General features: G+C 52.5%; 15 protein-coding genes. 12 read left to right on the forward strand and 3 right to left on the reverse strand.

All coding sequences use genetic code 11. The features are described 5' to 3' along the window. The first annotated feature begins 2 nt into the window (after positions 1-2). The 9 genes from hflC (at position 3) to rplI (ending at position 8,003) form a co-directional block, all read left to right on the forward strand. Entirely contained in the window at positions 3-1,016 is a 1,014-nt protein-coding gene (gene hflC, locus ACF8OF_RS18985; protein ID WP_046894248.1) for a protease modulator HflC, read from the forward strand. Between the two features lie 191 nt (positions 1,017-1,207). Then, positions 1,208-2,506, forward strand: a complete 1,299-nt coding sequence (locus tag ACF8OF_RS18990) for an adenylosuccinate synthase (protein ID WP_046894249.1) — start codon at positions 1,208-1,210, stop codon at positions 2,504-2,506. A gap of 205 nt (positions 2,507-2,711) precedes the next feature. Then, positions 2,712-3,140 (forward strand): nitric oxide-sensing transcriptional repressor NsrR, encoded by a 429-nt coding sequence (gene nsrR, locus ACF8OF_RS18995; RefSeq protein ID WP_004241364.1) that lies wholly within the window; start codon positions 2,712-2,714, stop codon positions 3,138-3,140. A 27-nt stretch (positions 3,141-3,167) separates the two neighbouring features. After that, positions 3,168-5,606: a ribonuclease R gene (gene rnr / locus ACF8OF_RS19000; RefSeq protein WP_392497391.1), complete on the forward strand. Its 2,439-nt coding sequence runs from the start codon at positions 3,168-3,170 to the stop codon at positions 5,604-5,606. Between the two features lie 78 nt (positions 5,607-5,684). Next, entirely contained in the window at positions 5,685-6,419 is a 735-nt protein-coding gene (gene rlmB / locus ACF8OF_RS19005; protein ID WP_392497392.1) for a 23S rRNA (guanosine(2251)-2'-O)-methyltransferase RlmB, read from the forward strand. Between the two features lie 151 nt (positions 6,420-6,570). Continuing rightward, a complete protein-coding gene (gene rpsF / locus ACF8OF_RS19010; protein ID WP_046894253.1) occupies positions 6,571-6,960 on the forward strand; it encodes a 30S ribosomal protein S6 in 390 nt (129 codons plus the stop codon). Between the two features lie 5 nt (positions 6,961-6,965). Then, complete coding sequence (gene priB / locus ACF8OF_RS19015) at positions 6,966-7,283, forward strand: primosomal replication protein N (protein WP_045139169.1); 318 nt, start codon at positions 6,966-6,968, stop codon at positions 7,281-7,283. 4 nt (positions 7,284-7,287) lie between these two features. Next, complete coding sequence (rpsR, locus tag ACF8OF_RS19020) at positions 7,288-7,515, forward strand: 30S ribosomal protein S18 (RefSeq protein WP_004234502.1); 228 nt, start codon at positions 7,288-7,290, stop codon at positions 7,513-7,515. A 38-nt stretch (positions 7,516-7,553) separates the two neighbouring features. Continuing rightward, positions 7,554-8,003: a 50S ribosomal protein L9 gene (gene rplI, locus ACF8OF_RS19025; protein ID WP_025154545.1), complete on the forward strand. Its 450-nt coding sequence runs from the start codon at positions 7,554-7,556 to the stop codon at positions 8,001-8,003. A 76-nt stretch (positions 8,004-8,079) separates the two neighbouring features. On the opposite strand, the gene ACF8OF_RS19030 is transcribed toward rplI, so the two are convergent. Then, a complete protein-coding gene (locus tag ACF8OF_RS19030) occupies positions 8,080-8,700 on the reverse strand; it encodes a LysM-like peptidoglycan-binding domain-containing protein (protein ID WP_392497393.1) in 621 nt (206 codons plus the stop codon). Positions 8,701-8,917: 217 nt separating this feature from the next. On the opposite strand from ACF8OF_RS19030, the gene fklB reads away from it, so the two are divergent. From fklB to ACF8OF_RS19045, 3 genes are all read left to right on the forward strand, one after another. Then, positions 8,918-9,538 (forward strand): FKBP-type peptidyl-prolyl cis-trans isomerase, encoded by a 621-nt coding sequence (gene fklB, locus ACF8OF_RS19035; protein WP_262861150.1) that lies wholly within the window; start codon positions 8,918-8,920, stop codon positions 9,536-9,538. 134 nt (positions 9,539-9,672) lie between these two features. Further along, the gene (gene cysQ / locus ACF8OF_RS19040; protein WP_025154542.1) at positions 9,673-10,413 is read left to right on the forward strand and encodes a 3'(2'),5'-bisphosphate nucleotidase CysQ; all 741 of its coding nucleotides are present in this window, start codon (positions 9,673-9,675) and stop codon (positions 10,411-10,413) included. 331 nt (positions 10,414-10,744) lie between these two features. After that, positions 10,745-10,951, forward strand: coding sequence for a DUF1107 domain-containing protein (locus tag ACF8OF_RS19045; RefSeq protein WP_004234508.1), 207 nt, complete (start codon positions 10,745-10,747; stop codon positions 10,949-10,951). A 35-nt stretch (positions 10,952-10,986) separates the two neighbouring features. On the opposite strand, the gene ACF8OF_RS19050 is transcribed toward ACF8OF_RS19045, so the two are convergent. Together ACF8OF_RS19050 and msrA are read right to left on the reverse strand one after the other, a co-directional pair. Beyond that, entirely contained in the window at positions 10,987-12,357 is a 1,371-nt protein-coding gene (locus ACF8OF_RS19050) for a hemolysin family protein (protein ID WP_392497394.1), read from the reverse strand. Between the two features lie 178 nt (positions 12,358-12,535). Beyond that, positions 12,536-13,201, reverse strand: a complete 666-nt coding sequence (gene msrA, locus ACF8OF_RS19055; protein WP_262861153.1) for a peptide-methionine (S)-S-oxide reductase MsrA — start codon at positions 13,199-13,201, stop codon at positions 12,536-12,538. Positions 13,202-13,209: the final 8 nt, after the last annotated feature.

Here is a 13,209-nt window from a genome sequence, read left to right on the forward strand (position 1 = left end):
TCATGCGTAAGTATTTAGCCGTTATTGTTATTCTGGTTTTAGGCGTTCTGTATGCGTCTGTCTTTACCGTTCAGCAGACCGAGCGCGGTATTGTGCTGCGCTTTGGTAAAGTTCTGCGTGATGCGGAGAACAAACCGATTGTCTATGAACCGGGTCTGCACCTGAAAGTACCGTTTATTGAAACAGTGAAAATGCTGCCTGCCCGTATCCAGACACTGGATATCCAGGCTGACCGTTTCCTGACAAACGAAAACAAAGACCTGATCGTCGATTCTTACCTGAAATGGCGGATTAGTGATTTCAGCCTGTATTATCTCGCAACAAACAGCGGTAATATTAATCAGGCTGAAAACCTGCTGAAGCGTAAATTCAGTGACCGTCTGCGTTCTGAGTTCGGTCGTCTGAGCGTGAAAGAGATTGTGACGGATTCCCGCGGTACATTAACGACGGAAGTCAAAAATGCACTGAACGAAGGGAGCTCCGGTAACGATCCGCAGGCAACTGATGCTGATAACGCTATTGCCGATGCGGCAGCGCGTGTTCAGGAAGAAACCAAAGGCGCACAGCCTCAGGTGAATCCGAACAGTATGGCGGCGTTAGGTATCGAAGTGGTGGACGTCCGTATCAAGCAGATTAACCTGCCGGCGGAAGTCTCCGAAGCTATCTTCCAGCGTATGCGTGCAGAACGTGAAGCTGTGGCACGTCGTCACCGCTCACAGGGTCTGGAAGAAGCCATGAAGATTCGTGCGGTGGCAGATAAAACCCGTACTGAAATCCTGGCCGAAGCGGAGCGCCAGTCACTCTCCCTGCGTGGTGCGGGTGATGCGGAAGCCGCTAAACTGTTTGCGGATGCATTCAGTCAGGACCCGGATTTCTATGCGTTTATCCGAAGCCTGCGTGCTTATGAGCAAAGCTTCAAACCCGATGGCAACGACATTATGGTGTTAAGCCCGGATACGGATTTCTTCCGTTACATGAAGGCACCGACATCATTGCGTCCGGCTTCAGGCCAGTAAGTCCGGTAACCGCATAACCGGTACTGAAAAATCGTCAGCATGCTGATGGTCGCACTCTGATGAAGAAAGCCCGCTTAGGCGGGCTTTATTATGGACATTGATCAGGTGACTTTCATAAAGTGGATAAAAAGTGCTGAAAGGGCGGTCATGAGATGCTAGAATCCTTTTTTAAGCAACCAGGTAAAAACGAAATGGGTAAGAACGTTGTCGTATTGGGCACCCAATGGGGTGACGAGGGCAAGGGCAAAATCGTCGACTTGCTGACTGAACGGGCTAAGTATGTTGTTCGTTATCAAGGTGGCCACAACGCGGGTCACACTCTGGTTATCAACGGTGAGAAAACCGTCCTGCATTTAATTCCGTCAGGTATTCTCCGCGAAAACGTCGTCAGCATCATTGCTAACGGTGTTGTACTCGCACCCGATGCACTGCTGAAAGAAATGACTGCACTGGAAGAGCGTGGTATTCCGGTGCGTGAGCGTCTGCTGATTTCTGAAGCATGTCCGCTGATCCTCCCTTATCATGTTGCGCTGGATAATGCCCGTGAGAAAGCACGCGGCGCGAAAGCTATCGGCACAACAGGGCGCGGTATCGGGCCTGCATACGAAGATAAAGTTGCCCGTCGCGGTCTGCGCGTGGGTGATCTCTTCGATAAAGAGACCTTCGCTCAGAAACTGAAAGAAATCCTTGAGTATCACAACTTCCAGTTAGTGAACTACTACAAAGAGCCTGCGGTTGACTATCAGAAAACCCTGGACGAAATCATGGCAGTGGCGGATATCCTGACCGGTATGGTTGTGGATGTGTCTGATCTGCTGTACAAAGCCACCGTTAACGGTGAGCTGGTGATGTTTGAAGGCGCGCAGGGTACACTGCTGGATATCGACCACGGTACCTATCCGTATGTGACCTCCTCAAACACCACTGCCGGCGGTGTTGCCACCGGTTCCGGTTTAGGTCCGCGTTATGTGGATTATGTCCTGGGTATCATCAAAGCTTACTCTACCCGCGTGGGTGCCGGTCCGTTCCCGACCGAACTGTTTGATGAAACCGGTGAATACCTGCGTACCAAAGGCCAGGAGTTCGGTGCGACCACAGGACGCAGCCGCCGTTGCGGCTGGCTGGACATCATTGCTATCCGCCGCGCTGTGCAGATTAACTCCCTGTCAGGGTTCTGCATGACCAAGCTGGATGTGCTGGATGGTCTGAAAGAAGTGAAAGTGTGTGTCGGTTACCGTTTACCGAATGGTGAAATCATTGAAACCACACCACTGGCTGCGGATAACTGGGAAGGCATCGAGCCAATCTATGAAGTGATGCCGGGCTGGACTGAAACCACGTTCGGGGCGAAGACCCGCGAAGCACTGCCTCAGGCTGCACTGGATTACATCCGCCGCATTGAAGAACTGACAGGTGTTCCTGTTGATATTATTTCAACCGGTCCGGATCGTTCTGAAACGATGATCCTGCGCGACCCGTTCGACGCATAAGATCGTTCAGGTGATACCAGTCAGGGCCGGGCATGTTTGTCCGGCCTTTTGTTTTCTGACGCCGGGATTTCTGACTGTGTAATGACAGGAACCCCGGCGTTTTTAACGACAAATTTTGCTTAATAAGCAAAAGACACACATAATGATTATCCATTACTTATCATGTGTTCCCCCGTACGGGTTCACAGAATTTCCGGGGTAAAATGTGCAGTTAACCAGTTTTACAGATTATGGCTTGCGGGCGCTGATTTATATGGCGTCACTTCCTGATGGTAAAATGACCAGTATTACGGAAGTGACGGACGTTTACGGCGTATCCCGTAACCATATGGTCAAGATAATTAACCAATTGAGCCATTTGGGTTATGTCGAGGCGATTCGCGGCAAAAATGGCGGGATCCGCCTGGGAAAACCTGCTAATACTATAGGTATCGGTGAGGTTGTCCGCGCGCTCGAGCCGTTAACACTGGTGAACTGCAGCGGTGAATTTTGTCACATTACCCCGGCTTGCCGGCTGAAGTCGGTACTGAATAAAGCCATCCGGGAGTTCTTACAGGAACTGGATAAACACACGCTCGCTGATATGGTGCAGGACAATCAGCATCTTTATAAATTGTTACTGACGGACGAATAACGCCGTTCAGAAACCACGGAGGATACAATGTCAGTGGAAAAACAATCAAACGACCCTTACCGTGAGCGCGAAGCGGAAAAATACGAATCCCCGATCGCGAGCCGTGAATTTATTCTTGAAACCGTCCGCCGCCACACCAAACCGGTGAGCCGCGACGATATCGCTCAGGAACTGGGGATCAGCGGTGAAGAGGCTCAGGAAGCCCTGCGCCGTCGTCTGCGCGCCATGGAGCGTGACGGGCAGCTGGTCTTTACCCGTCGTCAGTGCTACGCACTGCCGGAACGTCTTGATTTAATTAAAGGCACCGTGATCGGCCATCGTGATGGTTTCGGTTTCCTGCGTGTCGAAGGACAAAAAGACGATCTCTACATCCCGCAGGATCAGATGAAATTATGCATCCACGGGGATGTGATCCTGGTTCAGGTGATGGGAGCTGATCGCAAAGGCCGCCGCGAAGCACGCGTTGTGCGTGTCGTTGAGCCAAAAACCGGCCAGATTGTCGGCCGTTACTTTACCGAAGAAGGCATGGGATTTGTCGTGCCGGATGACAGCCGCCTGTGCTTTGATATTCTGATCCCGAAAGAGTCGATTAACGGCGCACGGATGGGGAATATCGTGGTGGCGGAACTGACCCGCCGTCCGGGCAAGCGCGTGCAGGCGCTCGGGGTTATCACTGAAGTGCTGGGCGAGAAAATGGGCACCAGTATTGCGGTGGATATTGCCCTGCGCAAACATGAAATTCCGTTCACCTGGCCTGAACAGGTGGAACGCCAGGTCGCGGATATCCGCGAGGAAGTACCGGAATCCGCCAAAAAAGGCCGTGTTGATTTACGCGACCTGCCGCTGGTGACTATCGACGGCGAAGATGCCCGTGACTTTGATGACGCGGTACACTGCGAAGCCAAACGCGGCGGCGGCTGGCGTCTGTGGGTGGCGATTGCTGACGTCAGCTATTATGTGCGTCCGCAGACGGCGCTGGATGACGAAGCCCGCAGCCGGGGAACCTCGGTTTACTTCCCGTCACAGGTTGTGCCGATGCTGCCGGAAGTGCTGTCTAACGGGGTCTGTTCACTGAACCCGCAGGTTGATCGCCTGTGTATGGTGTGTGAAATGACCATTTCGGCAAAAGGTAAGCTTTCCGGTTACTGTTTCTATGAAGCGGTAATGAGTTCCCACGCCCGTCTGACCTACACCAAAGTGTGGAAAATCCTCGAAGGGGATGAAGAGCTGCGCGAACACTACGCGCCGCTGGTCAAACACCTGGAAGAACTTCACAAACTCTATAAAGCACTGGCGGAAGCCCGTGATGAGCGCGGTGCGATTGCCTTTGAATCCGAAGAAGCGAAATTTATTTTCAATGCGGAAAAACGCATTGAGCGTATCGAGCCGGTACTGCGCAACGATGCACACAAACTGATCGAAGAGTGCATGATCATGGCGAACGTTGCGGCGGCACGCTTTGTTGAGAAAAACAACGAACCGGCGCTGTACCGTGTGCATGATCGTCCGAAAGAAGACAGCGTCATCAATCTGCGTACCGTCTTTAATGAGCTGGGGCTGACGCTGCCGGGCGGTCTGACACCGGAGCCGAAAGATTACGCCCGTGTCATGCTGGAAGTGGCGGAGCGTCCTGACCATGAGCTGTTACAGACCATGCTGTTGCGTTCGATGAAACAGGCGATTTATGATCCGGATAACCGCGGCCACTTTGGTCTGGCGTTACCGGCGTATGCCCACTTTACCTCACCTATCCGCCGTTATCCGGATCTGAGCCTGCACCGTGCGATTAAGTACCTGCTGGCAAAAGAGCGCGGCGAGGCGAAATCACAGACCGGTGCATGGCATTATGATATGCAGAGTATGCTCCAGCTCGGTGAACATACCTCCATGACGGAGCGCCGTGCCGATGAAGCCACCCGTGATGTGGCGGACTGGCTGAAGTGCGACTTTATGCAGGATCAGGTGGGGAATGTCTTTACCGGGCTTATCACCAGCGTGACCGGCTTTGGTTTCTTTGTCCGTCTTAATGATCTGTTTATCGATGGCCTGGTACACGTATCAACACTTGATAACGATTACTACCGCTACGATAATGTCGGTCAGCGTCTGATTGGTGAATCGTCCTCGAATGTATACCGCCTGGGTGATGAAGTTGAAATCCGGGTGGAAGCAGTACACATGGATGAGCGCACCATTGATTTCGCGCTGATTTCAACCACCCGCCGTGCCCGTAATGAAGGCAAAACCGCGAGAACCCGGGCAAAAACCGGTGAACGCGGGGACAAGCGCCGGGACGGTAAGAAAGGGGATCCGCGCCGCGACAAAAACTTCGAACCGGACAGCGCGTTCCGCAAGAAGAAAAAAGAGGACGGCCCGAAAGCCCCGAAAAGCAAAAAATCAGCCCGGACCAAAAAAATCGAGGCCAATATAAAGGCGAAACGCGCGAAGAAAAAAGCCGCGAAGTAACCGCCTTTGGTTTATCTCTTCCCGTAATGAGGCGTTACCGCCTCATTACGCTTATTGTCCCGCAACAAACGGAACGTTATGAGTGAAATTATTTATGGTATCCACGCCGTGGATGCTCTGCTGGCGCGTGATCCCAGCCGTTTTCTTGAAGTCTTTATCTTAAAAGGGCGTGAAGACCGCCGTCTGACTCCGGTTGTGCATGCTCTGGAAGCCGCGGGTATCCGCGTCCAGGTGGCCAGCCGTCAGTGGATGGACGGCCAGACCGAAGGGGCTGTTCATCAGGGCATTATTGCCAAAGTCAAAGGCGGCCGTCAGTATCAGGAGCAGGATCTGCCTGATCTGCTGGCAGAGCATGAAATACCGTTTTTGCTGGTGCTCGACGGTGTGACCGATCCGCACAACCTCGGTGCCTGTCTGCGTACCGCAGATGCCGCCGGTGTGCATGCGGTGATCATTCCGAAAGACCGCTCCGCACAGCTGAATGCGACAGCGAAAAAAGTCGCGTGCGGCGCGGCGGAAAGTGTACCGCTTATCCGTGTCACTAACCTGGCCCGCACACTGCGCCAGCTGAAAGACGAAAATATCTGGGTTGTCGGCACGGCCGGTGAAGCGACTCATGATCTGTATCAGAGCAAAATGACCGGCCCGGTGGCGCTGGTGATGGGTGCGGAAGGAGAAGGCATGCGCCGCCTGACCCGCGACCTGTGCGATGAACTGATCAGCATTCCGATGGCCGGGGCGGTATCCTCCCTGAATGTCTCGGTGGCAACAGGCGTCTGCCTGTTTGAGGCTGTGCGTCAGCGCGGAAAATAATCCCGCATCACACACTTATTACCTTGTCTTTTGAGGCGGGTATGAGTATAGTTATGCGTCAAATTTTTCAGCCGCACTTAAACAAGTTCCTTGCCTCTCAGGGTTGCGGTTGCCCGGACAGGAGGCTAATAATCCGTAAGGAGCACTACTAATGCGTCATTACGAAATCGTCTTCATGGTTCATCCGGACCAGAGCGAACAAGTACCGGCAATGATCGAGCGTTATAAAACTGCTATTACTAACGCAGAAGGTCAGATCCACCGTCTCGAAGACTGGGGTCGTCGCCAACTGGCTTACCCAATCAACAAACTGCACAAAGCACACTACGTTCTGCTGAACGTTGAAGCTCCGCAGGAAGTGATTGACGAGCTGGAAACTATTTTCCGCTTCAATGATGCCGTTATCCGCAGCATGGTTATGCGCGTTAAGCACGCGGTGACTGAACCTTCTCCAATGGTTAAAGCGAAAGACGAACGTCGCCCGCGCGACATGTCTGACGACGTTGAAGAAAATGATGAAGCTGAGGAAACTGAAGAGTAATAACGGTGTCCGCTAACCGTCTGGTGTTATCCGGCACAGTGTGCAGGGAACCCATCCGGAAAGTCAGCCCGGCCGGAATTCCGCATTGTCAGTTTGTGCTTGAGCACCGCTCACAACAGCAGGAAGCCGGACTCACCCGGCAGGCATGGTGCAGAATGCCCGTGGTTGCCAGCGGACAGACGATCCAAACCATTACTCGCAGTATAACGGTCGGCAGTCAGATAACCGTTCAGGGATTCATCAGCACCCATCAGGGGCGAAATGGATTATCGAAACTGGTTCTTCATGCCGAACATATTGAATTGATAGATTCTGGAGACTAGCCATATGGCACGTTATTTCCGTCGTCGTAAATTCTGCCGTTTCACCGCAGAAGGCGTTCAAGAGATTGATTATAAAGACATCGCTACGCTGAAAAACTACATCACTGAAAGTGGTAAAATCGTACCAAGCCGTATCACCGGTACCAGTGCGAAATATCAGCGTCAGCTCGCTCGTGCTATCAAGCGTGCACGCTACCTGTCTTTACTGCCTTACACTGATCGTCATCAGTAATCGGCACAGTCCATTAATGACTTTAAGAGGATAAGGTAATGCAAGTTATTCTGCTTGATAAAGTAGCAAACCTGGGCAGCCTGGGCGACCAGGTAAATGTTAAATCTGGTTATGCACGTAACTTCTTAGTACCGCAAGGTAAAGCAGTTCCTGCAACCAAGAAAAACATCGAATTCTTCGAAGCGCGCCGTGCAGAACTGGAAGCTAAATTAGCTGACGTTCTGGCAGCAGCACACGCTCGTGCAGAAAAAATCAATGCCCTGGGCGTTGTGACTCTGTCTTCCAAAGCGGGTGACGAAGGTAAACTGTTCGGTTCTGTCGGTACCCGTGACATCGCTGATGCTGTAACTGCAGCAGGCGTTGAAGTGGCGAAAAGCGAAGTTCGTCTGCCAAACGGCGTTCTGCGTACTCTGGGTGATCACGAAGTTCACTTCCAGGTTCACAGCGACGTGTTTGCAGAACTGAATGTGAAGATTGTTGCTGAGTAATCGCTGATTACACGGTAAACATCTTTGAAAGACGCTGGCTCAGGCCAGCGTTTTTTTTATGCGGTAAACACAGAGATTAAGAGCGGCGGTAACTGCCGTCTTTCTGTCGTTTAAAGGTGGCGGACTGCCCGTTAGCCTTATCAATTCTCAGCTCTGAAATGGTTTTTCCTTTCCCGTAAATCACCCGGATTTTATCCCCTGCTTCTACCTGATTCAGTGGTTTTTGCGGGCCTTCAGCGGCGGTCATCCGGAATAAATCATCCACCGGTAAACCTTTGCTGCGGAATACCTGCGCAATCGTCTGACCTTTTTTCACCGTAAACTGTTGTGCCACGAGCTGTCTGTCCGGTGCGGAATGGGCGGAATGGGCGGAAGGGGCGGAAGGGGCAGAAGGCGGCGGTTCAGCAGCAGGCGTTGTGGTCTCCGGTTGCGGGGCTGGTTCGGTATTCAGTGCGCCGGGCGGGAGATTATCCGGCAGCGGCAAATCCGGGATACCGGATGATGTCTCCGGTGGTGTGCCGGTCTGCTCAGCGATCAGATCACCCAGCGGATCAGCCGGTGGCGTCAGCGTGATATTCTGAGGCGGAACGGTCACCGGTGGTTTCTGTGCAGCGGGCCAGAAAAACAGGATCAGCATGACAATCAGCGCAATGGCGGCGATAGCGTAAAAATGGCGCTTTGGCAGTAGTCTCATCATAATCTCCCGCTGTTCAGCATGAATCATTATCATCCGGTATTGTTCCAGTGTAGCAGCAGACTTACTGAAATTATTCGGAATTAGTCCTGTTTTATAAATTGATTGCGCTGTTTTCCGGGAATCGCCGTGTTGCATCAGCTTTCACTGATTATCGGGTTTACCGGGGTACATCCTGCTGTTATGCTTGTCTGTCTTACTTATTACTCAGGTATCTCTCATGACACAACCGACTTTTGACACGATGGAAGCACAGGCAAGCTACGGAATCGGCTTACAAATCGGCCAGCAATTACAGGAATCCGGGCTGAGCGGATTAGTACCGGAAGCTATCCTGGCCGGTATCACCGATGCACTGGAAAATAACCAGCCGGCGGTGGCGGTGGATGTTCTGCATCGTGCCCTGCGTGAAATGCATGAGCGTGCTGATGCTGTCCGCAATGAAAAACAGGCTGAACTGGTCAAAGACGGGATACGTTTCCTGGAAGAAAACGCGAAGAAAGACGGCGTTTCCACTACAGAAAGCGGCCTGCAGTTCTCTGTCATTAATCAGGGTGACGGAGCTATCCCGGCCCGTACTGACCGTGTCCGTGTTCACTACACCGGTCGTCTGATCGACGGTACTGTATTCGACAGTTCTGTACAGCGCGGTGAACCGGCTGAATTCCCGGTAAACGGCGTGATCGCAGGCTGGATTGAAGCACTGACCCTGATGCCGGTCGGCTCCAAGTGGGAACTGTATATCCCGAGCAACCTGGCTTATGGTGAGCGCGGTGCCGGTGCAGCGATCCCGCCGTACAGCACACTGGTATTCGAAGTGGAGCTGCTGGAGATCCTGTAATCTCTCTTTGTCAGCAATAACAGAATATGCGAAATGGCCGGTTTTCACCGGCCATTTTTATTTCTATACTCAGGTCTCCGGAGACGTGAACAGGATTACGCGACTCACTAACCGTTTTGTGAAAGAGGTGAAGGATGCTCAATCAAATTTGTCTGCTGGCCCGGCGGGCGGGCGATGCAATCATGGATATCTACCATCATCCCGACACACTGACCATTTCCGCCAAAGCGGATAACTCCCCCCTGACCGCTGCGGATTTAGCTGCGCACCACATTATTGTGCAGGAACTGAAAGCCCTGACACCGGACATCCCGGTGCTGTCAGAGGAAGATCCGCAGCCATGGTCTGAGCGGCAGCACTGGACACAATACTGGCTGGTGGACCCGCTCGACGGCACCAAAGAATTCATCAGCCGCAACGGTGAATTTACGGTCAATATTGCCCTGATTTCTGACGGTATACCGGTAATGGGCGTGGTGTATGCCCCGGTACCGGATGTGCTCTATCTGGCAGAAGGCAAACACGCCTGGCGTGAGCGGGGCGGGCAGCGGATGGCGATCAAAGTGGTGAACACGGATCTGCCGATGGTGGTGATCAGCCGCTCACATCAGGATGCGGAACTGGCGGATTATCTGGAGCAGCTGGGGCCGCATGAAACCCGTGCTATCGGCTCATCCCTCAAATTCTGCCTGGTGGCGGAAGGTAAAGCCCAGCTCTATCCCCGTTTCAACCCGACCCACATCTGGGATACAGCAGCCGGACACGCCGTTGCTCTTGCTGCAGGGGCACATATCACGGACTGGAGCGGAAAAACGCTCGACTATACACCGCGTGAATCGCTGATAAACCCGGGATTCCGCGTCAGCAGTTTCTGACTGCCATTTTATTCCTGAATAACAGTGTAATTTGCATGGTTATGCAAATTACACTGATTTTTTCCCGCCTGTTACATTCCGTATCTGCTGACACTAATCCCGGTGTTTCAGCCTCACATTATTTATAAAACTTATAGTAATTATGAGGTTATTATTCCGCTGTTATAGTGTGACAGTGATCGATTTTCACTCTGATTTGTGAAGTAAATCGTAGTGAAGTGTCATTTTATGTAAAAATAGTGATTAAATCATTTGATTAATGAACCCGGGTGGTAGAATTGAGTCATACCTTAGGCATGAAAGAAAAGGTAAAGGGGAGGACATAAGTACGATGAAAATTTTCGCCCGTTACAACCCGGCTCAGATCGCCCGCTACGTGAAAACCTTATTCCGCGGCCGCCTGTATATACAGGGAATGGGCGCGTTTGAATTTGACTATGGCAAGATTTTACCGCCGAAAATCAGAGACAAACGCCATCTGAGTGCAATGAGTGAAATTAATCAGCAGGTATCGTTGCTGCAGGCGCAGCTGGCATAAATCACAATACCTGACTGATTGAAGAAGGGTTAGTTTTACGGTTTTTGGTGCTGTTCGCCGTGTGCCACGTCAGACTGACCCTCTTTACTGCTTTCCGCCGCTGACGGACGCGGCATTACCGGTGTATCCGCAATACGTGTGACCAGCAGCTGGTCAATCTTGTAGTTATCGATATCCACCACTTCAAATTTGTAGCCTGAGAATTTCACGGAATCTGTCCGTTTCGGGATGCGGCGCAGTTTGTACATCAGGAACCCGGCGATGGTTTCGTAGTTGCTGTCATCCGGGAAATCGTCGATATCCAGCACCCGTTGCACATCCTCAATCGGGGTACCGCCCTCAATCAGCCAGGAATTTTCATCACGGGCGACAATCTGTTCTTCCTGTCCCTGACCGACCAGATCCCCCATCAGGGTAATCATCACGTCATTGATAGTGATAACACCCATCACCATGGCGTATTCATTCAGAATGATAGCGAAGTCTTCCCCGGCATTCTTAAAGCTCTCCAGCGTGTCTGACAGGCTCAGGGTATCCGGGATCATCAGTGCCGGGCGGATCTGGACACCTTCGTGCAGATTCAGGCTCTGGCCGTTCAGCACGCGGTTGAGCAGATCTTTGGAATCGACATAACCGAGCACATGATCCAGCCCGCCGTCGCACACCAGGAATTTCGAGTGCGGCTGCGTGGAGATCTTCTCTTTGATGCTCTCTTCGTTTTCCTGCTTGTCGAAATAGACCACGCTCTCACGGGAGGTCATGGCGGACGGCACGGTACGGGATTCCAGCTCAAACACGTTTTCGATCAGTTCGTGTTCCTGCTTGCGCAGCACACCGGCGACCGCGCCCGCTTCCACCACCGCGTAAATATCATCTGAGGTGATATCTTCATTTCGCGCCAGCGGAATTTTGAATAATTTGAAGAACAGATTGGATAACCCGTTAAACAACCAGGCCAGCGGGCGCAGTACCGTCAGGCAAAAACGCATCGGCTGGACAATCCGGATGGCGACCGCTTCCGGTTTGATCATGCCGAGACGTTTCGGAGTCAGATCCGCCAGCAGGATAAACATGGAGGTCACAATGATAAATGACAGTACTGAACCGAGCTGCTGTGCGGCGGCATCAGCCATAAAATTACCGAACAGGGTGCGCAGCGCCGGTGAAAAGGCGGATTCACCGACAATACCGGCGAGGATCGCCACGGCGTTCAGGCCGATTTGCACCACGGTGAAGAACATCCCCGGTGCTTCCTGCAAACGGAGCACATGGGCGGCATTGGTATTGCCTTCGTCAATCATGACTTTGAGTTTGATACGCCGCGAGGCGGCCAGTGATATTTCAGATAACGAAAAGAATGCGCTGATCGCGCACAGTAACAGGACGATTAATAAACTATTTAACATATAAGTTCCGAATGGCCGGCACGATTGCCTCTGGGCGCGCTGTTGTTGATTATGCGTGGCGACCGGTTATTTTAGATATATAGAGCGTAAGTATCGGATATTAAAAAAGAAAGGCGCACAGAACATCCAATTTGTCTGTGCGCGGATGTGCAGTATAGCACCGGAAGGGGAAAAGCGGCTAGTTTCTCAGCGAAGGCGGCAGGCAAACACCGATCCCGCCGAGTCCGCAGTAGCCTTCCGGGTTCTTATCCAGGTATTGCTGGTGGTAATCCTCCGCCACATAAAACGGCCCGAGCGGGCGGATAGCCGTGGTGATACTGCGGCTGTCGTGATTCTCATTCATGGCCTGCTGGTACTGCTCACGCGAGGCAAGTGCCTGCACGCGCTGGCTGTCAGACTGAGTGTAAATTGCCGAACGGTACTGTGAGCCGATATCGCCGCCCTGTTTCATGCCCTGTGCCGGGTCGTGGTTTTCCCAGAACAGACGCAGCAGATCGGCGTAGCTGATAACGGACGGGTCGTAGACCACGCGGACAGCTTCAGCATGACCGGTGTTGCCGGTGCAGACACCGTCATAGGTCGGATTTTTTGTTGTGCCACCTGTATAACCGGCGGTGGTGCTGTATACGCCCGGCTGCTGCCAGAACAGGCGCTCCACGCCCCAGAAGCAGCCCATGGCGAAATACGCGGTATCAAAGCCGTCAGGTACATGGTTCACATCATGGCCGGTTACGGTATGGCGCGGGCTGATGGTCAGTGCCACGGCGCTGTCAGGCAGTGCATCGGCGGCAGAAACAGGAGATACAACAGTATCCTGCGGGTATTGAGTAGTGTTTTGTGTCATTTGCGGTG

The organism is Morganella sp. TYF_1 (genome assembly GCF_043105645.1).
In the GTDB taxonomy this organism is placed as follows: domain Bacteria; phylum Pseudomonadota; class Gammaproteobacteria; order Enterobacterales; family Enterobacteriaceae; genus Morganella; species Morganella morganii_B.